Origin of the sequence: Arthrobacter sp. H5 (assembly GCF_000520595.1) — a bacterium.
In the GTDB taxonomy this organism is placed as follows: domain Bacteria; phylum Actinomycetota; class Actinomycetes; order Actinomycetales; family Micrococcaceae; genus Arthrobacter_D.
Genome location: NZ_KI914999.1, coordinates 21704 through 45448, shown reverse-complemented (window position 1 = coordinate 45448; position 23745 = coordinate 21704). Strand labels below are relative to the sequence as shown.

General features: G+C 64.2%; 24 protein-coding genes. 13 read left to right on the top strand and 11 right to left on the bottom strand.

The window, feature by feature from the left end; genetic code table 11:
- Nucleotides 1-50: 50 nt before the first annotated feature.
- On the top strand, nucleotides 51-854 hold the full coding sequence (locus Y708_RS0112530) for an RDD family protein (RefSeq protein WP_028280204.1): 804 nt from the start codon (nucleotides 51-53) through the stop codon (nucleotides 852-854).
- 8 nt (nucleotides 855-862) lie between these two features.
- Here the strand turns inward: Y708_RS0112530 and Y708_RS0112525 are convergent, their stop codons facing one another.
- From Y708_RS0112525 to Y708_RS0112510, 4 genes are all read right to left on the bottom strand, one after another.
- Nucleotides 863-2122: a L,D-transpeptidase gene (locus tag Y708_RS0112525; RefSeq protein ID WP_028280203.1), complete on the bottom strand. Its 1260-nt coding sequence runs from the start codon at nucleotides 2120-2122 to the stop codon at nucleotides 863-865.
- Between the two features lie 121 nt (nucleotides 2123-2243).
- Nucleotides 2244-3722, bottom strand: a complete 1479-nt coding sequence (gene ahcY / locus Y708_RS0112520) for an adenosylhomocysteinase (protein ID WP_028280202.1) — start codon at nucleotides 3720-3722, stop codon at nucleotides 2244-2246.
- Between the two features lie 37 nt (nucleotides 3723-3759).
- Nucleotides 3760-3993 (bottom strand): Trm112 family protein, encoded by a 234-nt coding sequence (locus Y708_RS0112515; RefSeq protein ID WP_028280201.1) that lies wholly within the window; start codon nucleotides 3991-3993, stop codon nucleotides 3760-3762.
- 103 nt (nucleotides 3994-4096) lie between these two features.
- Complete coding sequence (locus Y708_RS0112510; protein WP_028280200.1) at nucleotides 4097-4483, bottom strand: DUF3499 domain-containing protein; 387 nt, start codon at nucleotides 4481-4483, stop codon at nucleotides 4097-4099.
- Between the two features lie 70 nt (nucleotides 4484-4553).
- On the opposite strand from Y708_RS0112510, the gene Y708_RS0112505 reads away from it, so the two are divergent.
- Nucleotides 4554-5054: a metallopeptidase family protein gene (locus tag Y708_RS0112505; protein ID WP_028280199.1), complete on the top strand. Its 501-nt coding sequence runs from the start codon at nucleotides 4554-4556 to the stop codon at nucleotides 5052-5054.
- An 804-nt stretch (nucleotides 5055-5858) separates the two neighbouring features.
- Nucleotides 5859-6323, top strand: coding sequence for a hypothetical protein (locus tag Y708_RS0112495; protein ID WP_028280197.1), 465 nt, complete (start codon nucleotides 5859-5861; stop codon nucleotides 6321-6323).
- 379 nt (nucleotides 6324-6702) lie between these two features.
- On the opposite strand, the gene Y708_RS0112490 is transcribed toward Y708_RS0112495, so the two are convergent.
- Complete coding sequence (locus Y708_RS0112490; protein WP_028280196.1) at nucleotides 6703-7377, bottom strand: TetR/AcrR family transcriptional regulator; 675 nt, start codon at nucleotides 7375-7377, stop codon at nucleotides 6703-6705.
- Between the two features lie 143 nt (nucleotides 7378-7520).
- On the opposite strand from Y708_RS0112490, the gene Y708_RS0112485 reads away from it, so the two are divergent.
- The 4 genes from Y708_RS0112485 (at nucleotide 7521) to Y708_RS0112470 (ending at nucleotide 11229) form a co-directional block, all read left to right on the top strand.
- On the top strand, nucleotides 7521-8561 hold the full coding sequence (locus Y708_RS0112485) for an NAD(P)-dependent alcohol dehydrogenase (RefSeq protein WP_216699791.1): 1041 nt from the start codon (nucleotides 7521-7523) through the stop codon (nucleotides 8559-8561).
- Between the two features lie 96 nt (nucleotides 8562-8657).
- On the top strand, nucleotides 8658-9149 hold the full coding sequence (locus Y708_RS0112480; RefSeq protein WP_028280194.1) for a DUF6326 family protein: 492 nt from the start codon (nucleotides 8658-8660) through the stop codon (nucleotides 9147-9149).
- Between the two features lie 284 nt (nucleotides 9150-9433).
- A complete protein-coding gene (locus Y708_RS0112475) occupies nucleotides 9434-10390 on the top strand; it encodes an ABC transporter ATP-binding protein (RefSeq protein WP_028280193.1) in 957 nt (318 codons plus the stop codon).
- On the top strand, nucleotides 10387-11229 hold the full coding sequence (locus tag Y708_RS0112470; RefSeq protein WP_028280192.1) for an ABC transporter permease subunit: 843 nt from the start codon (nucleotides 10387-10389) through the stop codon (nucleotides 11227-11229). The genes Y708_RS0112475 and Y708_RS0112470 overlap by 4 nt, the downstream gene beginning before the upstream one ends.
- Before the next feature lie 143 nt (nucleotides 11230-11372).
- Here the strand turns inward: Y708_RS0112470 and Y708_RS31080 are convergent, their stop codons facing one another.
- Together Y708_RS31080 and Y708_RS29195 are read right to left on the bottom strand one after the other, a co-directional pair.
- Entirely contained in the window at nucleotides 11373-11711 is a 339-nt protein-coding gene (locus Y708_RS31080) for a hypothetical protein (protein ID WP_253905797.1), read from the bottom strand.
- Nucleotides 11708-11875, bottom strand: a complete 168-nt coding sequence (locus Y708_RS29195; RefSeq protein WP_155853840.1) for a hypothetical protein — start codon at nucleotides 11873-11875, stop codon at nucleotides 11708-11710. The genes Y708_RS31080 and Y708_RS29195 overlap by 4 nt, the downstream gene beginning before the upstream one ends.
- 282 nt (nucleotides 11876-12157) lie before the next feature.
- Here Y708_RS29195 and Y708_RS28440 point away from each other — a divergent pair, with 282 nt between their 5' ends.
- On the top strand, nucleotides 12158-12376 hold the full coding sequence (locus Y708_RS28440) for a hypothetical protein (protein ID WP_343212970.1): 219 nt from the start codon (nucleotides 12158-12160) through the stop codon (nucleotides 12374-12376).
- A gap of 129 nt (nucleotides 12377-12505) precedes the next feature.
- Here the strand turns inward: Y708_RS28440 and Y708_RS24760 are convergent, their stop codons facing one another.
- The 3 genes from Y708_RS24760 to Y708_RS31075 are packed head-to-tail and all read right to left on the bottom strand — an operon-like array spanning nucleotide 12506 to nucleotide 18251.
- The gene (locus Y708_RS24760) at nucleotides 12506-14212 is read right to left on the bottom strand and encodes a DUF5719 family protein (protein WP_155853839.1); all 1707 of its coding nucleotides are present in this window, start codon (nucleotides 14210-14212) and stop codon (nucleotides 12506-12508) included.
- A complete protein-coding gene (locus Y708_RS24755) occupies nucleotides 14209-17700 on the bottom strand; it encodes a glycosyltransferase family 2 protein (protein ID WP_081746757.1) in 3492 nt (1163 codons plus the stop codon). Before Y708_RS24755 ends, Y708_RS24760 begins: the two co-directional genes overlap by 4 nt.
- Nucleotides 17700-18251, bottom strand: a complete 552-nt coding sequence (locus tag Y708_RS31075; protein WP_081746755.1) for a WhiB family transcriptional regulator — start codon at nucleotides 18249-18251, stop codon at nucleotides 17700-17702. Before Y708_RS31075 ends, Y708_RS24755 begins: the two co-directional genes overlap by 1 nt.
- Before the next feature lie 292 nt (nucleotides 18252-18543).
- Here Y708_RS31075 and Y708_RS0112435 point away from each other — a divergent pair, with 292 nt between their 5' ends.
- The gene (locus Y708_RS0112435; RefSeq protein ID WP_028280189.1) at nucleotides 18544-19257 is read left to right on the top strand and encodes a TIGR03089 family protein; all 714 of its coding nucleotides are present in this window, start codon (nucleotides 18544-18546) and stop codon (nucleotides 19255-19257) included.
- Here the strand turns inward: Y708_RS0112435 and Y708_RS24750 are convergent.
- On the bottom strand, nucleotides 19235-19819 hold the full coding sequence (locus Y708_RS24750) for a GtrA family protein (protein WP_051478956.1): 585 nt from the start codon (nucleotides 19817-19819) through the stop codon (nucleotides 19235-19237). The two genes, Y708_RS0112435 and Y708_RS24750, sit on opposite strands and share 23 nt — an antisense overlap.
- Before the next feature lie 191 nt (nucleotides 19820-20010).
- On the opposite strand from Y708_RS24750, the gene Y708_RS0112425 reads away from it, so the two are divergent.
- The 4 genes from Y708_RS0112425 to manA all read left to right on the top strand — a co-directional run.
- Nucleotides 20011-21183 (top strand): 5-(carboxyamino)imidazole ribonucleotide synthase, encoded by a 1173-nt coding sequence (locus Y708_RS0112425; RefSeq protein ID WP_028280188.1) that lies wholly within the window; start codon nucleotides 20011-20013, stop codon nucleotides 21181-21183.
- Between the two features lie 35 nt (nucleotides 21184-21218).
- Entirely contained in the window at nucleotides 21219-21719 is a 501-nt protein-coding gene (purE, locus tag Y708_RS0112420) for a 5-(carboxyamino)imidazole ribonucleotide mutase (RefSeq protein ID WP_051478962.1), read from the top strand.
- Nucleotides 21716-23272 (top strand): LCP family protein, encoded by a 1557-nt coding sequence (locus Y708_RS0112415; protein WP_028280186.1) that lies wholly within the window; start codon nucleotides 21716-21718, stop codon nucleotides 23270-23272. The genes purE and Y708_RS0112415 overlap by 4 nt, the downstream gene beginning before the upstream one ends.
- Before the next feature lie 13 nt (nucleotides 23273-23285).
- Nucleotides 23286-23745: mannose-6-phosphate isomerase, class I (manA, locus tag Y708_RS24745; protein WP_035776209.1), on the top strand; the 460-nt coding region annotated here is incomplete at its 3' end.

Below are 23745 nucleotides of genomic sequence, written 5' to 3'. Positions count from 1 at the left end.
GTCCACCGGCCGATAAGCTGGAGCCAAAACCATGAAGGAGGCACGCCCGGATGAGCTCCGTTGTCACAGGAGAAGCTGTTGTGCTGGAACTGCGGGCGGCGTCCTTCGGCGCCCGCGCCGTCAGCATTCTGATCGACGTCGCAGCACAAATTGTCCTGGTGATCGCGGTTGTCTGGGCCGTTGGGTCCACCCTGGGAGGTGTGCTCGACCCGGCCCTCACCCAAGCCCTGGTCCTGGTGCTGCTGGTGTTTGTGTTCCTGATTGTCCCCGTCACCGTCGAGACCCTGACCCGCGGCCGGTCGCTGGGCCGCCTGGCCATGGGGCTGCGGATAGTGCGCGACGACGGCGGCTCCATCCGCTTCCGGCACGCCTTCATCCGCGGCATCCTGGCGGTGCTTGAAATCTACCTTCTGGTTGGATCCCTCGCGTTCCTGGTCGCTGTGTTCAACGAGCGTTCCAAACGGCTGGGCGATCTTCTGGCCGGCACCTACTCCATGCACGAGCGAGTGGTTACCAAGCCCCGCACACTCGCCGTGATCCCGCCGTCGCTCCATGCCTGGATCCAGACCGCTGACGTGGCACGACTGCCCGATGCGCTGGGCCGCCGTGTCTCCCAGTTTGTCTCGCAGGCTTCCCGGCTGACGGTCAGCGCCCGCACCACCCTCGCCGCGGACCTGGCCCACGAGGTTTCAGTGTTTGTCTCGCCGCCCCCGCCGGCGGGAACCCATCCCGAAGAGTTCCTCAATGCAGTGATCGCCGAACGCCGTGACCGGGACTTCGCCAGGCTCGCGGCTCAGCGTGATCGAACTTCACGCACCGCGGAGCGGCTGCACAAACTGCCCTTCAGCCAATAGGCTGCGGTCTAGCTGGGCTGCGAAGTCCATTCAGACCAGGGGACATTCCAGTCGCCAAAGCCATCCCAGACTTGCACCGGACCGGTGCTCGTGTTGAGGATCTGAACCATATCGCCGGGACCAAACACGTCATAGAAGTACTTGGCTCCTTCCGGCGACATTCCCACACAGCCGTGGGAAACGTTGGTCAGACCCAGCGTGGACTGCGCCGCCGGCAATGCCTCATGAACAAAGGCGCCACCATTGGAAATCCGGCTGGCATAGTTCACCAGGGTGGGCTCGTAATAGGCATCGTCACCCGGTTCCAACCCAATGGATTCCGCCGTGAACTTGGTTTCCTCATACTGTTCCATCACGGTGTAATACCCGTAGAAAGACGGCCATTCCTCGGTCCCCAGTGTTACCGGAAATGTGCGGTCCAGCTTGCCGTCAATGTAGACCTTCATATCCTTGGTCTTGTTGTCCACCACTGCCAGGCGGGTACTGTGCGTCTGGAAGGTGTTGGTTTTGTCAAAGTTCCCAATCATGCCGTTGCCAAAGTCCACGCCGAACAGCTTCATATCAATGGTGATGGTGCTATTGGGTTCCCAGAAGTCCTGCGGACGGTAGCGCACCTTGGTGTCTTCCAGCCAGTAGAACGCACCGCCCTGACCGCTGGTACTGGTGATCTCGATGGCCTCTTCAACATCGTCTTTGTTGATGACAGGCTCGCTGAAGGTGATCTCGATGGTCTGACCCGTGCCCACGGTTGCACCGTCCACCGGATACGTGAACGCGTTTGCTTCATTGGCAGGAGCCACCGTGGTGAAGCCCTGGTTATGGGTGGATTCCTGTCCTGCCCCATCCACAAACACCACCTCGAAGGAATACTCGGTGTTGAACGCCAACCTCTGATCAGCGGTCCAGAGCGAATCATCCTCCGACAGGGCGCCCTCAACCGGGGTTCCGCCACCGGCGGGCCGCAGCTCAACATCGGCAATCGTTGCGTTGTCCGCCCGGATTTCCGGGACCGTTGCCGGATTCACCTCGACTGCGCCATCGGTGGGTGTCACGCCAAAGGACACCGTTTTAGCCACGGGATCCGACAGTCCCGGAAGCACCGGAGCTTCGCCCGATGGGCTGTCTCCAGCCTCGCCGCCGAGGCCGGCCCAGGTGGGAGCAGTGACAATACCCACCGCACCGCCGGCAACCAACACGCCTGCTGTGATGAAGGCACCGATCTTCCAGCCCCTGCGGCCCCGCTTGTCCTGAAGAGATTTCTGCGTCATGCGCATCTACCTGTCTGTAAAATTGCTGGCACAACAATTTTACGCCGTGATGCAGCCCGGATTGCCGTCAAACACACCGTGAACGGGTATCAAGAGAACACCATTGGCTGCCCCCAGTGGATTAGTAGCGGTACTGGTCCGACTTGTAGGGGCCAGCTGCGTCGATACCCAGGTACTCAGCCTGGCTCTTGGACAGCTCTGTCAGCTCCACACCCAGTGCGTCAAGGTGCAATCGCGCAACCTTCTCGTCCAGGATCTTTGGCAGTACGTACACCTGGTTGGCGTACTCCGGCGTTCCATCGGTGCCGGCCTGACCCCACTTGGTGTACAACTCAATCTGCGCAATGGTCTGGTTGGCAAAGGAGTTGCTCATCACAAAGGACGGGTGCCCGGTGGCATTTCCGAGGTTGAGCAGACGCCCTTCGGAGAGCATGATGATGCTGCGCTGGCGATCCGTTCCCTGGTCAAAAACCCATTCGTGCACCTGTGGCTTGATTTCCACCTTTTCGATACCGGGTACCCTGGCGAGGCCCGCAATATCGATTTCATTGTCAAAGTGACCAATGTTGCCCACAATTGCCTGGTGCTTCATGGCCGCCATGTGACGCGCCATGATGACGTCCTTGTTGCCGGTGGTGGTGATGAAGATATCCGCCTGCGGAAGGACACTCTCCAGCTGCGCCACCTGGTAGCCGTCCATCGCTGCCTGAAGCGAGCAGATGGGGTCGATTTCGGTGACGATAACGCGTGCTCCCTGGCCGCGGAGTGCCTCCGCAGCACCCTTTCCGACGTCGCCGTAGCCACATACAACGGCCACCTTGCCGCCGATCAGTACATCGGTGGCGCGGTTGAGTCCGTCAGGGAGGGAGTGCCTGATGCCATACTTGTTATCGAACTTGGACTTGGTTACCGAGTCATTGACATTGATCGCCGGGAACAACAGCTTTCCCTGCTCCGCGAGCTGGTACAGGCGGTGCACGCCCGTGGTGGTTTCCTCGGTAACACCCTTGATCTCCGCCGACATCCGGGTCCACTTCTGCGGATCCTCCGCAAGTGAAGCGCGCAAAACGTCCAGGATCACCGTGTACTCATGCGAGTAGTCAATGTCGTCCTCGGCGGGATTGGGAGGAACCTGGCCGGCTGCCTCGAACTGGACGCCGTGATGCACCAGCATGGTGGCGTCCCCGCCGTCGTCGAGAATCATGTTGGGCCCCTCGCCCGGCCAGTCCAGGATCCGTGTGGTTGCCCACCAGTATTCTTCCAGCGTTTCGTTCTTCCACGCGAACACCGGGACGCCTGCCGGCGCCTCAACCGAACCCGTCCCGACGACGACGGCGGCAGCCGCCTCGTCCTGGGTGGAGAAGATATTGCAGGAGGCCCAGCGGACCTCTGCGCCCAACGCGGTGAGTGTTTCGATCAGCACTGCGGTCTGCACCGTCATGTGCAGCGAGCCGGCAATCCGGGCACCCTTCAGTGGCTGACTGGCGCCGAACTCGCGGCGCAGTGCCATCAGTCCAGGCATCTCATGCTCGGCGAGCCGGATCTGGTGGCGGCCGGCAACGGCCAGCGTGAGGTCGGCTACTTTGAAGTCAAAAGTCATAGCTGGTGGGTTCCTCTTGCTTGGTGGGATGTCTCGCCTAGTGGGATGTATCAGCCACGGGGGCGTCGTGCTGGTCGGATCCTGCGGCATCGGCCGCAGGAAGTAATTCGGGGCGGAGGAGGACAGGGATTCCCTCATCGATGGTGTATTTCAACCGCGTGCCGGACGGATCGGGCGCAGAGGAGAGCAACTGGTCATCCTCCTGTACCAATGAGGAGCCCGTAACGGGACAGCGGAGCAGTGCCAGCAGGTCGGGTGAGATGAGGGCCAAGGCAGCAAAACCTTTCCAGAATCCTACGAATACCGCGGTGACGCGGTAGTAGTAGCCTATCGCGGCCGACCAACGGTCACGGAATTCACTGCATTCACTGCATTCACTGCTCGCGAAGGATCCTCAGATGCCCGCGGCGCACACCGGGCTCGCCCGGCGGCCGACTTAGCGGCACTTTGTGACCCTGGTGGTGCGCGTACGGCTCCTCGGGATTCCGGTCTACCGCCGCCTCGCGGACCGCATCAGCCAGCGCAAGGAGGTCATCGCTATTCGGTTCAGGCGGACCGGCCGGAAGTGCCAGTCGGAGAACCTCCCACCCACGGGGAACCGTCAGCCGCTCTGCGTGCGGGGAGCACAGGTCATAGCAGTGCGGTTCTGCGTACGTGGCAAGCGGACCGAGTACGGCCGTGGAATCGGCATACACATAGGTGAGCGTGGCAACTGCTGCACGCTGGCACGCTGAGCGTGAACATTGACGAATGGATCCCACGACTGATGAGCCTACCTGCTTTAACGGGGGAAGTCGCGCGCTGGGGTTGCATTGGGTTTAGAGTTTTTACATGCGCGACAGTACAAGTTTTTCGGTGAGGTTGACCGAATCCCAGGCGGACGGTCTGCGGCCGGCCACCGCGCGGGCTTACGCACGGCGGCGGAGGAACCGGCACGGACGCGGGACGCGCGGCGAACTGATTCCGTCGCACCTTCCCGGTTTCCGCAGCCGTTCCGAACGCTTTGAGGAATGGGTGATGGAATCCACCCAGCGGCTGGAACGCTTGTGGGGTGAACGGATCCAGGATCTCCAGATCAACGTCGCGGAGATCCCCTCCGGATTGGAAGGGATGACACCGCAGACGGTCCGCGGACTGCTTGGTACCTGCACACCCGCGGTACCTGGCCGCCCGGCCACGATCACCATCTACCGCCACGCGGTTGAGATGGCCGCCAAGGGCTACGTTGCTCCGAACGAGCTGGTCCATGATGTGGTGGTTGAACAGGCGGCCGAGCTGATGGGAATGACCCCGGAGGCAGTGGATCCTGCCTATGGCAGATCGCGTGCCTGACTGGACCCGCTGCACATAGATAGACCAGAGCCCACTTCAACGCTTGGTTGGCGTCGTTCTTTGGTCGCTCGGTGTCGCAATTTCAGGCGTTGAGTCGTCTTGCATGGCATCATTTCCGAGACGTCCCAGGTCCACGGTGGGATTCCTCAGAGGCTCCCTGGAACGGTACTGGCAGCTCATCCACAGGTGGACGGCATCGAGCTCTACCCTCCGGGGTCCACCCGCCCACAGATGGATGACCCGCAACGGCAGCCCCACTGGATTGTGACTTGCGGTCCGCCCAGATCAAGACTTCAATCGCCCGGCACGCCAGTGGTTGTGAGGAAGGCATTGGCGCCCGCCCGCGTATATGTACGCCTAGTAGGCTCGGCCCTACAGAAGTGAATGATGCGGGGGAATACTTATGGAGATTCGTGTAGCCGCGAGTATGGGCCTACTACTTGTCGGAACGCTCACCTTGAGCAGTTGTGGCGTCGATTCCGGAGCGCTGCCGACCTCGGAAGCAGTCCCATCCGAGGTCGCATCTGTTAGGGGGTATGAGGGTTGGTGGAATGGGACACCCGTTTCGGGTGACACCGCGGGATTGCCTGATGAGACAGTCGCGGTCCGTACGGACACTGGAAAGATCGTGGATGCCTCCACCCGCGACGCGACTGGGCGAGCAATCGCCGTGCCATTGAGTGATGTCGAGCACACGCTCGTACCGGATCCTGGCTGGCCTTCGCACTCGGTCGTTATCATCGACACGGAAAGCGGCGAAGTGATTGAAAGCTTCCCTGTTGATGCAACAGGGAAGCCGGTCGGATGACGACGAATTCGGAAGGGCGACTTCACTACGCGAAGTTGCCTGCCCGGCACCGTGTACGCCGGTCGAAAAAACCCGACGCCCTGGCGACGGCGGTACTCATCTTCACCGCTCTTCCAATACTGGCGGTCCTCTGCTTCGCAGTGAGCTATTTGCACTCCTTCATCATGGGAGCAGGCATCACTGGGGCTCAAAGCGTCATGTACCTGCCATACGTAGCTGCGACTCTCGGCGCGGTCATGACCTGTGTCCTCATGAAACGGGCACGAACGAACCGGATGGCGTGGGCGATGTCCTTATGTACCGTCGCACTATTGCTGGCAGCAGCTTTCCCGCTCACCTACAGCATCACTAAGGCGATAACCGAGGAATCCTGCGAGGACGCGCCCGGCGGCCGAGGATATGCCGGGACCAGTGCACCAGAAGAGGCTTTAGCTGTCTGCGACTGGGCGCGCACCGACTAAAACGCCCGCAGCCACAACCTGTAACCCGACCCCACTCGGCAATAGTCGACGTGCCGCAACCTGATCCGCTTGCGGGGCGGCCAACGCGCACTTGAGCAGTCCGTTAGCTGTGTTTCGTTGCGCGCGCCGACCCGGCCCCCATAGAGTTGGGCACCAGCCTGACGACCGGTTCATCTTTCAGCTTTCCCCGACGCCCGCTTGAACCCTGCTAAGTGCCGGCTTACGGCCGAGCTTGAATCGTCAGAGCAGCGCTGTCCCAAAAACCATGGGATTCGAGACACAGAGGTTTCGAGACACCGAGTCGTATAAGAAACTACAACACGGCGGTTATGCATCGGAACTGCGGTGCAGAGGGCCGCGCGACGGTCCGTGAGCGTCGCTATGCGGAGGCTCTCAGGGGCTCGAGGGCGGCTAGGACGAGGTCGAGGCCGAAGATGAACTCCTCCGCCGGGTCGTAGCCGGCAGCGACGAGCGCCGCGGCGGACTCGTTGAGGTAGGGGAACTGGTCAGGAGGAAGCTGGGGCAGGAAGACGTCCTCGGCCATGTCCGCGAACTCGTCGGCGGTGTCGAACCCCAGGCTGGCTTCCTGCAGGGCGAACCCGTAGACGTAGCTGTCGAGGAACCAGTTGGCGTGCGTCGCCATCAAGACCGGGAAGCCAGCCCTGCGCAGGCAGGCGGTGACCGCTTCGTGGTGGCGCAGGTTCGCGGGCCCCGGCGTTGTCCGCGACTCCATCAGGCCGTTCGCCCACGGGTGGCGTGCGAGAACCTGTCGGGCGGATACCGCCCGCCGTCGTATCGCCGACTGCCAGTCGGTCTCTTCGGGCGGGAGCTCGATCTCCTCGAACACGATGTCGATCATGGCGTCCAGCAACTCCTCCTTGCTCGCCACGTAGCGGTAGAGCGACATCGCGCCCGCACCGAGCGCGCCAGCCAGCCGGCGCATGCTCAGCCCGTCGACCCCCTCACGGTCGGCGAGCCGGACCGCCTCGACCACCACCCGCTGCTTGCTCAGCCCCGCGTCTGACGCGACCTGGCGTTGTTCCCTCGCAGACACGGGTCCCCTCGCTCTCTCGAACCGCTTGACAATCGTACAGCCTACGATCATAGTATAGCGTACAGCGTACGCGTACAGCGTACGCGTACGCTGTACGCTATACGAGCCAGCGAGAGTCGCGGTTCGGACGTGAGGAGGCTTCTGTGGGAATCAAACAGCGATCAAATGCCGGAGCACGCCCGGTGCCGGGGGCGAGTCCGGCCGGGGCGGCGACGATGCGGGCCGCCGTCCAGCACCGCTACGGCCCGCCCTCAGTGCTCGAGTCGTCCGAGGTCGGGTTACCGCTGCCCGGTCGAGGCGATGTGCTCGTCCAGGTGGACGCGGCCTCGGTACATCCTGGCGACTACTTCGTCATGACCGGTGAGCCGTACGTGGTGCGCCTGGCGTTCGGGCTCCGCCGGCCGCGCCACGGCATCCCTGGCAGGGACCTCGCTGGCGTGGTGGCAGCGGTCGGGAAGGATGTCACCGCTCTCCGCCCCGGTGACGAGGTGTTCGGCTGGAGCACCGCTGGAACGCTCGCGGAGTACGCCTGCGTCCCGGCGGACAACCTCGTGTCCGTGCCTGCCAACCTGTCGGTCGTGGACGCGGCAGCGGTGCCCACGTCGGCCATGACGGCGTTGCAGGCATTGCGCGATATCGCGAACGTCCGACCGGGCCAGACGGTGCTGGTCACGGGCGCGTCGGGCGGCGTGGGCTCCTTCGCCGTACAGATCGCCAAGGCGTTTGGCGCCGAGGTGACGGGTGTGTGCAGCACCCGCAACGTCGACTTGGTCCGGTTGCTCGGTGCCGACCACGTCGTTGACTACACGAGGACCGACTTCACCCGCACCGAGAAGCGCTACGACGTCATCCTCGACAACGTGGAAGCCCAGCCCCTGGCGGCTGTCCGCCGAGCGCTGACGCCCACCGGCACCCTCATCCCCAACAGCGGACGCGGTGGCCGCTGGCTCGGCCCCCTCGGTCGGATCGTCAAAGCGCGCGTGCTGTCCGGGTCCACCCGTCAGCAGCTGAAGCCCTTCCTGTCGGTCGGGAAGCGCCAGGACCTGCTCACCCTGGCCGACCTCCTCGCGACCGGGCAGGTCATGCCGGTCATCGATCGCACCTACTCCCTCGACGAAGCAGCCGACGCCCTCCGCTACGTCGGGGCCGGCCACGCCCGAGGGAAGGTCGTGATCACCGTCTGACGACCGGACCGACGAGAACGACCCAACCCGTGCGCATGCACGCCCAAACCTGCCGCCACTCCGGCGGACGGACCGCTCCTCTTGAAAGAAGAACCGATGACCATCCGAACGAAAACCCCGAACCTGCTCGACAACCCGCCGATCCCCGTGCAGGCCAAGCTCGCGGCAGCCTGGACCAGCCTCATGTTCCTCGTCATCTACATCGACTACTACCACCTCTACCAGCCCGGCGAAATCGACTTAATTCGCGGTGGCGTCATCTTCGAGTTCGACATCAGCGGGACATTGATGTCCATTTTCTTCGTGATCATCGCGATCCCGGCCCTGATGATCATGCTCTCCATGACGCTGCCCGCCCGTGTGAACCGCGCCACGAACCTCGTCGTTGCATCGCTGTACATCCCCGTCATGGTGTTCAACGCGGCAGGGGCGTCCTGGGACTACGCCTTTTACTACGCCCTCACTATCGGAGTCGAGGTGCTGATCCTGGCCTTCATCCTGCGCTCCGTCTGGACCTGGCCCCGCACCGCACCGTCGGCGACCATGCCGACCAGCCGTGAGGCCGATCGCGCCCAGCAGCAAGCGTGAACCCAAGAGCAGTCCCCGTCCTGTTCGGAGCCATCTGCCTCGGTGCCGCGGTGTGGGCCTTCTGGCGGTGGGACACCAACTACCACTGGGACGTCGCGTAGGGGCCTTCCAAGGCCCCTACCGGCAGGTCAAGTCATCGGATGCGCACACAGGCCCACCGCATCGTCGACACCGACCCCAAGCGCGGCAACGTCGTCGTCCGCCTCACCGACCCGCCAAGACGGGCACGCCGAGCGGCCGTATCAGATCCGCCAGTCCCACCATCACCCAGGAAGGTCCCGGTCATGATCGAGGCACACCAGCTCACCAAGCGCTACGGCGACAAGACCGCCGTGCACACCCTCAGCTTCACCATCGCGCCCGGCACCGTGACCGGGTTCCTCGGCCCGAACGGTGCCGGCAAATCCACGACGATGCGCTTGATCATGGGACTGGACCGGCCGACGTCGGGCACCGTCACGGTCAACGGCAAGCCCTACGGGCAGCACCGTTCCCCGCTGCGGGAGGTCGGCGCCCTGCTCGACGCCAAGGCCGTGCACCCCGGCCGCAGCGCCCGCTCGCACCTGCGCACGATGGCCGCCACCCACAACATCAAGACCTCTCGCGTCAGCGAGGTCATCGAGATGACCGGCCTGGCCGGGGCCGCGACCAAGCGCGTCGGCGGGTTCTCCCTCGGCATGAGCCAACGCCTGGGCATCGCCGCCGCACTCCTGGGTGACCCCCGAACGCTCATCCTCGACGAGCCGGTCAACGGGCTCGACCCCGAGGGCGTGCAGTGGGTTCGCCAGCTGGTGCGCGACCTGGCCGCCGAGGGACGGACCGTGTTCCTGTCCTCGCACCTGATGAGCGAGATGTCCCAGACCGCCGACCAGCTCCTCGTGATCGGCCGCGGTCACATCATCGCCGCCGGCTCGGTCCAACAGGTCATCGACTCCGTCGCCAGCGGCGCTGTGCGGGTGCGCTCCCCGCGCGCCGGCGAGCTCGCCGCCGCTCTGGCCACCGACGGTGTGACCATCACCTCTCCGGAGGCCGGGATGCTCGAGGTCAGCGGGACCACCGCGGAGCACGTCGGCGAGGTCGCCTTCAGATGCGGGCTGCCGCTGTACGAGTTGTCCCCGCGCCGCGCCAGCCTCGAAGAGGCGTACATGAACCTGACACAGGACGCGGTCGAGTACCGCTCCGAGCCCACCACCGCCCGCAGCACCCCAGCCCAGAAGGGCCAGAAGGGCCAGAACCGATGAGCACCCTGACCGCCGGCCCGCCGATGACCTCACCCGCCGCCGCGCAGGTGCAGCCCACCTTCGCGGGGGTCATGCGCGGGGAGTGGATCAAGCTGCTGTCCCTGCGCTCGACGTGGTGGGCGCTGGCCTCCACCGCCGCAGTGATCACGCTGGTGGCCCTGGCCGCCGCCATGTCGCTGAGCGCCATGGCCGACGATCCCGCCCTGGCCCCGGGCATCGAGCAGATGCATGGCGCCGAGATCATCGCAGGCGGCTTCCACTTCGGCATGCTGACCATCGCCGTACTGGGCGCCCTGCTCATCACCGGGGAATACGCCACCGGCATGATCCGCTCCACGTTCGCGGCAGTCCCGAGCCGGATCCCCGTCCTTGGCGCCAAAGCCCTCGTCCTGGTCGTGCTGACGGCCGCCGTGACCTTCGTCAGCGTGACCCTGTCCTACTTCGTCACCATGCCCCAGCTCTCGCAGTACGACCTCGTCCCAGCGCTGGACGACCCGGGCACCTGGCGCGTGTTCGGCGGCACCCTCTACTCCCTCATCGCCGCCGCCCTGTTCTCGCTCGGCATCGGCACGCTCCTGCGCTCCACCGCAGCCAGCGTGACCGTTGCCCTGACCGTCCTGCTGCTGCTGCCCGGCACCCTCAGCTTCATCCGCCTGGACTGGGTGGAGACCATCGTCAGCTACCTTCCGCTGCCGGCGTCCTCAGCGTTGCTCACCACCGGAGCAGCAGAGACGCAAGGTGCCTACCTCTCCACACAGGCGAGCCTGATCGTGATGGCCGCCTACGCTGTCGTCCCTCTCGCGGCGGCCGCCGTCACGCTGCACCGACGCGACGCCTGACGCCGTGCATCTCGGTACCCCAAGGAGCTGAGCACGATGACCGGGGAGATCCTGGCCGTCACCGAGCATCTGGTGCTGCGCCGAATGACAAACGACGACGCCGCCGCACTGGCGGCGTACCGAAGCGACCCGGTGCAGGCCCGCTACCAGTCATGGGAGACGCCATACCCCGTCGACAGCGCCCGGGCGCTGATCGTCGAGATGCGCAACGTGCGATTCACCCAACCCGGCGTATGGCTCCAGATCGGCATCGAGACCGGCGGGCGGCTCATCGGCGACATCGCTGTCCGCGCCGACTGCGACACCCGCAACTGGGCGATAGCGTGGATGGTCGCGGTGATCCGGGCGTGCGCGGTGGCGGCGAGCACGGTCAGGGCCTGCAGATAGGTCAGGTCGGTGTGGTCCCACTCACGGTCGGCGGCGAGCTGCTCGGCGTCGATCGCGTTGATGGCGTGGATGTCGGTGCGGATCATGGGTCTCATGGGCGTTTCTCCTTGGTGGTGCGTAGCCGGTAGGAGGCCGTGCCGGTGTTGATGATGTGGGCGTTGAAGGTCAGCCATTCGACGACGGCGGCGGCCCAATTCTCAGTCCGCAGCGTGTGTGATCTGCCCTCGTGTTCGTAAGGGAACGCCCCTCGGGCCTCCATGCGAACAGTCGAAGCTCGCAATCACTGGCGCACCTATTCCCGTAAGACCTGCCCGAGAAATTTCCCGAGAAAGCTATGGCATCCGCAATAGGGTCGCCATCTTGCAACTCTAGGGATTTGAGACGTCTCACAGACTGAACGACTGCGATGACGGCAGCGCCCTAAATTTCGTGGAATCGTACTGGTAGGGTCCCCGACCAGCGATTCTCGTAACTATGTCTCACAACTTGCTGGCTGAATCGCTGTATCTGCCGTTAGTTACTAGACACATTCAAGCAGCCCATGACGAAACTGATCGGCTATGCACCCGTTTCGGCGCGGCAGCAGTCCACCGACCGGCGGTGTGCAGATCTTCTGACCGTCGGCGCCCGACACAATGACCTCTACGTTGATCACGGTGTGTTTGGGCGCGATCTTCACGACACCAATTCGATCGGGCACTCGACGCGCAATCGATGGCGGCTCTCCTCGCCATTGCGACGCTGGGCTGGCTCGAACTAGCCGCATCGCACCCCCTCAGAGGCGACGCCAATCGGTCACAGGATGCCGTCAAAGAGCGATCCAATCCAGAAGACCCCCACACCCGGAGAAGGGCGGGAGCACGCGCGCGGGCAACCGCAGCCGCAAACGCTAGTAGCCCAGGTTGACCGCGACGCTCTGTTGACCTGCACTTCCGGGCGCAATGGGCGTGATGGAAATTCCAGGGGTGTCCCCATCAAGCGACTGAACCTGGGCACCATACGCCGGGTCACCCGTGGCGGCAATCAGTACGGACACCACCCCGTCTCCAAGGTCTGCCGAAGGGACAGAAACGGCAGTGCCGCCGGCAATGCTGAAGACTTTCGCCTCACCCAGCGTGCCGTCCCCGGCAACCGGGGTCAGCTGTACCTCCGAGCGGCCGGACGGCGCGCTGAAAACGAAGGAAGAGTCCACATTCTCCGGCAGCACCGCTACGTGCTCACTGCCAAGACGTCCGGTGGACGGTGCAACCGCAAGGTCAACCGGTTCCTCCGGTTCGCTCCCACGGCTGACCTTCGCCGCAGCCGCCACAAGCACATCGGAACTGATCGCCGCCGCATAATTGCCGGCGGGAAGCGAATCCAGTGGAATGGATGCAATGCCCCCGGCAACAGCGGTCACCACTCCCCCGCCGGGAAGCTCCACTTCACCGTCCGGCCCATAGAGCCGGATATCCAGCACGGCATCGGTTCCGCCCGGCACCACAACCTGAAGACTGGGCGAGGCCGATGCGTACCCATCCTGCTCCTGAATTGCCTGTGCGGTGTCCTGATCCTGCACCTGGATCCCGCTCACAAACTGGGTGCTGGAAGCCGCTGCTCCCGGCTGAATCAGCTCCACTCCGCCCGGCGTCAGTCCGCGAAGCACGCTTTGCTGGATGACACCCGTGATGCTGCCGCCGTCGCTGAGCACCCTGACTGCGAGCTGCTCCTGGTTGGCCGCAAACCCCGCGAGGACAATGGACTGGGACTCGCCGGGAGGAAGCAGGATGCCCTGGCCACCGGGAGCCTCGATGGGACCGTCCGCACCATGCAGGTCCAGATTGACCGTTGCGGGTGTCAAGGACGGATTGTGCAGATTCAGTACCGCCGTTGATCCGACAGTGGTGGACGCACCCAATACCCAGAAGTCGCTGCCGGGGCTCTGGCAATTAGCCGATGCCAGCCCCCGCAGATCGCCGTCCGTGGCTGCATAGGTCAGTGACGCACCTGCCGTGGCCTGCTGTCCTCCGACTGCCTGTGCCCGAAGCACCGTGGGACCTTCAATCTGCTGACCGCGCACCACCCCTGCCGTCCTGTTGGTGAGACCGTCTTCGTTGCTGACCTCGGGAGCAGCGCTGTCCCCTGATTCGGCGGTGTCCCCGGCGATGGTCACCAAGGATTCCCCACCCGCGAGCGGGGACAGTGAACTCCCGGGAAGGGCGCCCCCAAGATCGCTGAGCACCATGGCGCCAATGCTTGATTCAGCAGTTTCCGATACCGGGCTGAAGTTGGGGTCCACACCATCCACCTCGCCGTCGAGCAAGCGGGGCGGCGCAGCGCAGACCGCCGAAAACTCGCCAGGCGGCACAGCAGCTGTGGGAACCGGCAACTGGATGGCCGCTCCACCAGGCACTGCGACAATACTCCACGCCACCATGCTGCCCGCTCCGCCGAGGAGAACCACACCTGTTGCCACACCCGCAACGCCCCTGGCCCAGTGTGCCCGGCGACCGCCCGATCCTTGCCGCTGACGTTTACCGGAAGTACCGCCGTCGTCCGCTTTGTGGGGATGGTCCTGGTGATCAGTATTCTCAGTGTTGCCCGGTAACTCAGTCACTCGCGACTCCTGCCGCCGCTGAGGGCCGCTTCCCGTTGATCTGTTGCGTCGGAGGGTGCAACAGCCGCGGCCTGCGGCTCTCTGACCCGTCCGGCTGATTCCAGTTTCCGGGCGGAATCCTCTTCCCGTTGACGCACACGTCCCGGAGGCACCCTGACAAACCGCGGGCGGGCTGGAATAGGAACCGCCAGGAGGACCGTCAGCCCAATAATGATTGCCTGTGCAATGCCAGCCCACGGTTCCCACGGGCTGACATAACGCACCTCAAGATTCCCCCCGGACTGTGGCAGGGCAAACGCCTGCGCCCACCCCGTGGAGTCTGGCTGCAGGGGGCGTCCGTCCAGGGTTGCCTGCCAGCCTGGATCAGTCCGCTCGGTGAGAACCAGCCTGCGGCCTTCACCACCAGCCGCGATGGTGCCGGACACCGAGGTGGGACGCGAATCAATCGCGGCCTCGGTGGCCCCGGCTTCGTTGACAATCCGGGCACGTGCACCCAGCGCAGATGTTCCCTCCGTACCGTCAGGTAGCAGCGGCGGCACTACCCGCCAGAGCCAACCCGCATTGGTGTTGCCCACTGACACCAGTCCAGGCACGGAATCAATGTGCCCCGCCAGAACCTCCGCGGCGGTGTCGGACTGCTGCAAAACAACAAATCCAACACCCAATTTCTGCAGATTCTTCCTGGGATCAACGCCTGTGCCGGCCACAATGACGGCGACAGCCCTGCGCATGTTGGCCGTCGCGTCGTCGTCCTCGCGAAGCGCCGCCGCATCAAGTGGACCATAAAGGTTCCGCGCTGAATAAATCTGGGACAGTTCATCCATGGTGGTTCCACCGCCACGCATCAGGGCAGCGCTCACGTTGTTGTCGCCGTCCACGTTGAGGACCAGGGACTTGCTTTGGTCTTCACTGAATCCGCGGTCCGTAGCCGTTGCGGGCAGTGTACGGTCGGCGCTCGGCGCCAGCTGTATTCCGGTGCCAAAATCGGTCCCGCCTCCGTCAGCGGCGGGGACGGTTCCAGTCAGTTGGGGGACGGTTCCAGTCAGTTGGGGGACCACCCAGAGAGTCAGGCTCGCTGCCGGCCCAAGGGAAAGCACGACGACGGCGGCTGCCAGGACCACAGCGGACCGGCGCCTTGGGCGGGCGTCCCGTGACGGGCGGGCCCGGAGCAGACGGGATATCGATTCCCCGCCGAGAACCGCTGCCGCGAGCATGGTGAACATGAAGACTGAGACAAACGGTCCCGTAAACGGCGTGATGAGCGCCGAAGAACCCACCGCGGTGACGAGGTGGCCGGATGCCGCGCTCGCCAGAAGGGCAAGAATTCCCAGCAACCACAGCACTCTGACCGCGCCGCGCCGGCGGCCCGGCAGAAACAACGCCGAGGCTGCGAGCAACACGACCGGCCCACCAATCAACAGCGCTGCCACGATCGGCCAGGGGCCCTCGGGGAACAGGGGAAAAGCCGCCAGCGAAGCCGACGGGTCAAACGCCACCGGGAAGCCGAGCACCTGTTGCCACATGTCTGCCGCAGCGAAGGGCACCGGCACTCCAGGATCACCCACAACCGCCCGCAGCCGGTCTAAGGTGGACAGCACAAACGGTAGGAAGAGGGCAAACGGCGGCAGGAGCGCCCACCACAGAGTCTTGGCCCGCTTCCTCACCGCCAGCGTGATTCCGAGAACCGCCACCACCATGAGCGGGAACAGCGACGGAGCGCCCGCCACCAGTGCGGCAAGGAGAAGACCCGCGGCAGCCGCGGCGGTCCAGCTTGGAACCGAGTTGATGCCAGGCTTGAGCAGAGCTTCAATCCCGCGCTGTTTCGGTCGGAAGTCCTCACCGTCTTCGCTGGGAGCGCTGGAACGGGGTGCGGGAGCTGCACCGATTGCCCTGATCATTCCGAGTGCCACCAGCGGCAGCAGCACATGGGCCAGCAGGGCTCCAAGCCGTCCGCTCCCCATTGCCACGTGTAGCGCCGGCACGGACGCCCAGAAAAAAGCCGCCCACAGGCGCATTCCACGGCTGCGGCTGAGAGCGCCCGCGGCAAACCACGCGGACAAACCGCTCAGCGGCATCGCCAGGATCACGAGGCCAACCACCACCGCGTTTCCGCTGCCGAAGCCAATGACGGACAGAAGCCACAACACGTAACCAAACGGATCGCCGTGCCCGGCCATGCCCGAACCAAGGCCAACCCACCAGCCGGACGCGTTGGCCCACATGGCGCCAAGATCCGCTGACAGCGGCAGCAACGAGCCACCCGCCAGCGCCGGAGCACCAACAAGCCGGTACATTCCGGCGATGGACAGCGCGGCAAGGACCGCAGTGGAGGCAACGGCGCCAACACCTACCCAGGTGCGGGCCGGTCCATCCAACGCGGCGAAATCATCCTGGGCATCACCCGACGGCACGTCGAGGACTGCTGCCGTTGCGCCGTCCTCGGGACCGCCCCTGGCGGAAAATGCCTCGACCACGGACCTGCGGTGGGACCAGACCTCCCGTCGGTCGGTCCGGAGAGCCCGAACAACGTTGCGCGAAAGTTTACGGGTGCGGGAGGCGCTGCGCCTGGATTTGAAGAGATCGATCGGCTTGAGCACAGCGGCGATGCTGGCAAAAAGCTGGCTGAACCCGTACCCCGGATCCTTTGCCAGGAGCCCGAGGATGAGGCGGGCAACGCCGCCGAGCACAGCTCCGACGGCGAGAAATGGCACCTTCCACAGCCTTGCGTGCTTCAGTCGAAGATAAACCTCCGACCGGCGGCCTGAACGCAGCGTACCGGCATGGTTGTTCCGGGATCCGGCGTGCTGCACCACGGACGCGGGAACAACCACCACGCGGTGGCCAGCGAGCCTGTTGCGCCAGCAGAAATCCACATCATCCCCGGTGCCGGGGAGTGCGGGATCAAATCCTCCGAGACTGTCCCAGACATCCCACCGGATCAGCATGCCTGCAGAGTTCACCGCGAACATGTCGCTGCGGGAATCATACTGGCCCTGATCAAGCTCATCGACGTCGATGAGGGTGAGCCGCTCCGCCCACCGGCTAATGGACAGGCCCACATCAACGAGCCTGCGGTGGTGGTGCCATTCCACCTGCTTGGCACCGGCGACTGTCACGGACGGGGCGCGTTCCACCGCTTCGAGCAGCTCCTCCAGCGCGTCTGACTGAGGCGCTGAATCATCGTGAAGGAGCCAGATCCAGTTCTGGTTGACCGTTTCCGCCTCCGCAGCGCGCATGGGCGGAATCTCTGCCAGCCCCACGCGGACGGCTGCGCCGAATCCCGCCCGGGGCGCTGATCCAACAACCGGTGAACCCACCGGCAACTGCAGCTGCAGGATCGACGCAGAGTCATCAGTGGAACCCGCGTCAACGCCTACGTGGAAGTCAGCCGGCCGGGTTTGGCTGCCGAGCGCCCTGAGTGTTTCAGGAAGGTATTCGGCCCCGTTGTGTGCGACAACAACGGCGGTGACCCTGAGATGCGTGGAAATCAGACCGCTCGCTTTCGTAATCGGCGGCGCTCACGCTCGGAGAGACCGCCCCAGATCCCAAACCGCTCGTCATTGGCCAGCGCGTACTCAAGGCACTGCGATTTCACGGTGCAGGCTCCGCACACCTTTTTGGCGTCTCGCGTTGATCCGCCTTTTTCCGGGAAGAATGCTTCCGGATCAGTCTGGGCACACAGTGCGTCCGCCTGCCAGCCAAGCTCGCCTTCGTCATCGAAGTCGTGCCCAATCCCCGGGAGCCCTATCCAGACGGCCGGTTCAACCCGTTCGATGGGTGCCACGGGTTGCGGCTGATCGGGCGCGGCCGGCCGCAGAAATGCTTCAACCTGCGGCATACCGGCAAGCGCCTCATGCGCTGCCAGGAATGCCGTGGCTTGATCTTCCAGAGAGTCCGCCGACTGCTTCCGGTACCGCTCCAGCGCGGACGGATCCGCCGGATCTACATACCAGTCATCCGGCACGCCCCGTGATCCATAGCGCGCGGATGCCTGCGCTTCAATGGATGTCTTATCCTGAATTTGTTCTGCCTGCCCCATCTCAGCCCTCCCGGTGTAGCCGTTCCAACAGAAGCTATTGTGGAGTGCGTGCCCAACACGGCATGTGACTGTGTGTGGCAACGGCTCCCAGATGCTGGAACAAATCCGATACCTAATTACACGTGTGTAATACGCTTCGCGTCAAGCGGCCAGGGGAATCTTATAGAGTATTTTTCCCGGCGCTTGGCACGCCACGCGGACACTTTGGCACTCCATCGTGGGCGCGCCCTTTTGCACACCGCAGTCACATGAAATCCGTACCCGCAGAAACCGATCCCGAAGGCGGCATCACTTGCAAGCGATACAAGGAATTACCGGCCTGTTGGAGCGGCTGCGTACGCATGAGTCCTCCTCACCACGCCTGGTCTGGTACGGGGGCGAAGGCGAACGCATCGAATTGTCCGGCCGCGTGTTGGACAACTGGGTGGCGAAAACCTCCAACCTGCTGGTCGAGGAACTCGACGCTGAACAAAGCACACGGGTGGGACTGCGGCTCCCGCCACATTGGAAAACCCTTGTCTGGGCCATGGCCAGCTGGCAGGTTGGAGCGGTCACCGTAATCGGCGAGCGCAGCGGCGAGGTGGATATCAGCGGTCCAGTGGATATCGATGTCACCGGGCCCGGATCAGTCCCCGACGAAGATGCGCCGGCACGTGTGCTGGTGGCCCCCGGAGCGATGGACCTTCGCTGGCCGGGCGAATTGCCGCCCGGAGCGCTGGACTACGCGGCCGTGGTGCGCTCCTTTGGCGACGTCTACCTGGATGATGTCCCGGCAGACAATCTGCCCCTCATGGAGGCGGACCGCGCAACCATGGGTTTCCAGGATCTGCCAGCGTCAGACGGCGGCGTCCTTCTTGTGTCGGCCGGGCTCCACCTCCGGGCTGTCCTGGAGGCGGCACTGTCGACGTGGTCTGCGGACGGAACCCTCATAGTGGTCCATCCCGACATTGAAGTGTCGGACAAGCTGCTTGCCGGCGAGCGCGTTACTGCTCGGTTGGAAGCTTAGCGCCGGTCACCGCTGTACCCGGAGTGCCGCCGTCGGGCGCTGACTGCGCACTATCCCCGGCCGGCTCCGCCGGGCGCGGGTGCAGCAGTTCATGGTCATGGGCGTAGCCCGGCTCGGCATCCAGCTCCACGTTGAACACCCAGAACCTGTACGCCAGAAAGCGAACAGCGGTTGCCAGGACAGTGCCCGCGATCCCCGCGATGAAAAGGCTTGACTTGTCGGTGATGTCCAGCGGGTACTTTGCAAACCACACAAAACCGGCGGCGATCCCCAGCCCCACAACGTTAATTGCCGCAAACATCACCAGTTCCCTGGCAGCATTGGCCTGCCTGCGGTGCCGGAAGGTCCAGTAGCGGTTGGCCACCCAGGCGAAGACCGTGGCAATGGCTGCGGAGACGGCCTGAGCCTTAACCTCGCTGTCGGACATCGGTCCGTGGATGAACAACCAGAACAGACCCTTGTCTATGACAAACGCCACACCGCCAACCGCACCGAACTTTGCGAGTTCCCGCCAAAACAGGGAGGCAAGACTTCTGATGCGGTCCGCGAGCGTGTTGAACATGACCCTCCGGTCGGTTTTACGGTCACATGCCAAACAGTCCGCGGAACAGAGCGCCTGGCAGGTCTCCGAGCGATTGGCGCCCGACGATCAGTGATCCATTTTACCGACCATACGTGGGAGTTTCCTAGAAACCCATCTTGCCGGGAGGTCATATCGCTCGCCGCACCGGCGGCTATGGGTACCCTGAGTAAGTGACTTTTCCAGTAATAGGCGTGGTGGGCGGTGGGCAGCTGGCGCGGATGATGGCAGCTCCTGCGGTTGAACTGGGCTTTGAGCTCCGCGTTCTGGCGGAGTCCCCTGATGTTTCAGCCGTCGCTGCCATTGCGCACTCCACGGTGGGCGACTACACCAGTATCGAGGACCTGCGCGCCTTCGCCCGCGGTGTTGACGTGCTGACGTTCGACCACGAGCATGTCCCGGGCAGCCACCTGAGCCTGCTGGAATCCGAGGGCGTGAACGTACAGCCCGGCGCTGCTGCGCTTGCCCACGCACAGGACAAGATTGTGATGCGCAGGGCGGTGGACCGGCTTGGACTGCCCAACCCGGTGTGGGCGGAGGTCGAGTCGGTTCAGGCGCTCAAGGAATTCGGCGACCGGAGCGGTTGGCCTGTGGTGCTTAAAACCCCGCGCGGCGGCTACGACGGCAAGGGCGTGCGGATCCTCGCGTCAGCTGCCGAGGCCGACGACGCCGCCGGTTGGTTCACCGGATCCGCCCTCCTGGCTGAAGAGAAGGTGGAGTTCAGCCGCGAACTCTCAGCCCTGGTGGCGCGGTCCCCCCGTGGCGAGGCCCGGGTGTGGCCGGTGGTGCACTCCATCCAGGTGAAGGGAGTGTGCGACGAAGTCATCGCACCGGCACAAGACCTTCCGGCGGATATCGCGGAAGCAGCTCAGAAGGCTGCCCTGAGGATCGCTGAGGACCTCGGCGTCACCGGAGTGATGGCGATGGAGCTCTTTGAAACCCCCGGCAGCGACGCGGGGTTCATGATCAACGAACTGGCAATGCGCCCGCACAACTCCGGTCACTGGACCATGGACGGTTCAGTGACGAGCCAGTTCGAACAGCACCTGCGCGCGGTGCTCGATCTTCCGCTCGGCGAGACCGGGCTGCTGGGGGGCGTGGTGGTGATGAAGAATTACCTCGGCGGCGCCAACCAGAACCTCTTTGGCGCCTACAGCAACGCCATGGCCGCCGAGCCCGCAGCCAAGATCCATGCCTACGGCAAGAGCGTCCGCCCCGGCCGCAAGATCGGTCATGTCAACGCTGTGGGATCAAACGGTGAGACACTGGCATCGGTCCGAAGCCGGGCCGAGCGAACCGCCGCAATCCTCAAAGATGCGCGCGACCCCCGAGAGGAAACTTCGTGAGCACAGCACCGCCGTCCCCCCTGGTGGGCCTCGTGATGGGATCCGACTCCGACTGGCCGGTGATGGAAGCCGCAGCCAAGGCGTTGGAGGAATTTGGCGTTGCGTTCGAGGCCGACGTCGTCTCCGCCCACCGCATGCCGCTGGACATGATCGAGTACGGTAGCAAAGCGGCCGGACGCGGTCTCCGCGTCATCATTGCGGGCGCCGGCGGCGCAGCCCACCTTCCGGGCATGCTGGCAGCCGTGACTCCCCTGCCGGTGATAGGCGTCCCCGTTCCACTCAAGCACCTGGACGGCATGGATTCCCTCCTCTCGATTGTGCAGATGCCCGCCGGAATCCCCGTCGCAACCGTCTCAGTGGGCGGAGCCCGCAACGCAGGTCTGCTCGCGGTCCGGATCATCGCCTCAGGCAGCGACCAACTGTCCACGGAGCTGAGGGGCCGGTTGGACGATTTTGCTGTGGGTCTTCGGCAGACTGCGTTGGATAAGGGTGCCGCCCTCAGGGCGCGCATGGGCTCCGCTGAAGGCGGCGCATGAGAGGGCAGACCCAGGCTGAACGGGCGTTGCTGACCGATCCGGTACGGTACCCGGAGTCCGCCTCCCCGCACACCCGGACCAAACGGGCATTCGTGCTGCTGTTGCTGACGGTCTTCATCCCGGGCGCGGCCCAGGTGGTTGCCGGCGACCGGCGGCTTGGCCGCCGGGCTCTCAAGGTGACTTTTGCCGTCTGGCTGACGGTGATCGCCGTCGTCGTACTGGCCTTCACCAACCGCCAACTGCTGGTGAGTGTGATCACCCACCAGTGGTGGTCGCTGGTGCTCATCGGGGTGCTGCTGGTTCTAGCTGTCTGCTGGGCGTTTTTGTTCATCAATACGCTGCGCATCATCCGGCCGCCGCTCCTGGAGCGCCGCATGCGGCCCGTAGTAGCCGGTTCGCTGGCCGTGCTGATGATTGTGACCAGCGGATCACTGGCCTATGGTGCCTACCTGCTCAATGTGGGCCGCAGCACGCTCGGTTCCATTTTCCAGGCAGGGCCCGCATTCGACCCCGTGGACGGCCGCTACAACTTCCTTCTCATGGGCGGCGACGCCGGAGAAGACCGGTTGGGCCGGCGCCCGGACAGCATTTCCGTGATCAGCGTGGATGCCGACACCGGCCAGACGGTGACTTTCAGCATTCCGCGGGATTTCCAGAATGCCCCCTTCTCGGAGGATTCGCCGCTGTGGCAGGAGTACCCGGATGGGTACAACTGCGGCGACGAATGCATCATCAACAGCCTCTACCCGGTGGTCACGGAACAGTTTGCGCACCTCTACCCGGAAGCTGACGATCCGGGCGCCGAAGCGATGATGGACGCTGCCAGCGGCATCCTGGGCATCGAGGTACAGGCCTACATCCTCGTGGACATGGCGGGCTTCGAAGAGCTCATCGACGCCATGGGCGGCATTACCGTGGACGCCGGCGGATGGGTGCCCGTGACCTCCACGGAGATTCCGGGAAGCGACCCCAAGCGCTTCAACCCGCCGTCCGAATGGATCGCGCCCGGGGTTCAGACCCTGGACGGCTACCATGCCCTCTGGTACGCACGCTCCCGTGAGTACGCCACTGACTACTCCCGCATCCAACGCCAGCAGTGCGTACAGGCCGCCATGATCGCGCAGCTCGATCCGGCCACGCTGCTCACCCGCTTCCAGGACATCGCCGCGGCCGGCACCCAGATTGTGGAGACCGACATTCCGCGGGATCAGCTGGGAAGTTTCGCTGACCTTGCCCTCAAGGCCAAGAATCACGACGTCGAATCGCTCACCATCGGTGCGCCCGACTTCGGAGAGCCCGGGGACCTGTTTTCCACCTTCCCCGATTTCGATCTGATCCAACAGCGGGTGCAGGAAATGTTCGCCGCCGCGCCAGCGGCGCTCGGTGGAGGCACGAACTTCCAAGCCTTCGATGTGGTGCCCGCGATGTCCGCGGTGCCAATGCAAACCACACCGGAGCTGAGCGAGGAATACCTGAACCAGCTGGCGATCAACCAGGACTGGCTGACCCTGGAGTCACTGCTCGCCGACAACGGGGAATGCAGCCCCGCCTAAGGAACGGATTGCCATGTACCTGCTGGATAACCCGCTGCGCCCGTATGCGTGGGGTTCGACGACCGCCATCGCCGGGCTGCTCGGCCGCACGCCCTCCGGTGGACCGGAAGCTGAGCTGTGGCTGGGCGCCCATCCGGATTCGCCCTCCCGTACGGTCCTTCGCGACGGATCCACCGGGGGACTGGATGCGCTGATAGCCTCCGATCCCGAACGAATGCTTGGTGCGGCCGTAGGCTCCGGGTTTGCCGGTAAGCTGCCCTACCTGATGAAGGTCCTCGCAGCCGCGGCGCCTTTGTCGCTCCAGGTTCATCCCAGCCTGGATGAAGCGCGGGCCGGCTTTGCCGCTGAGAACCACTCCGGGGTGGCCATGGACGCAGCCCACCGAAACTACCGGGACAGTAACCACAAGCCCGAAATGATCTTCGCGCTGTCGGATTTCGAAGCACTCTGCGGCTTCCGGCCCGCCAGTGAAA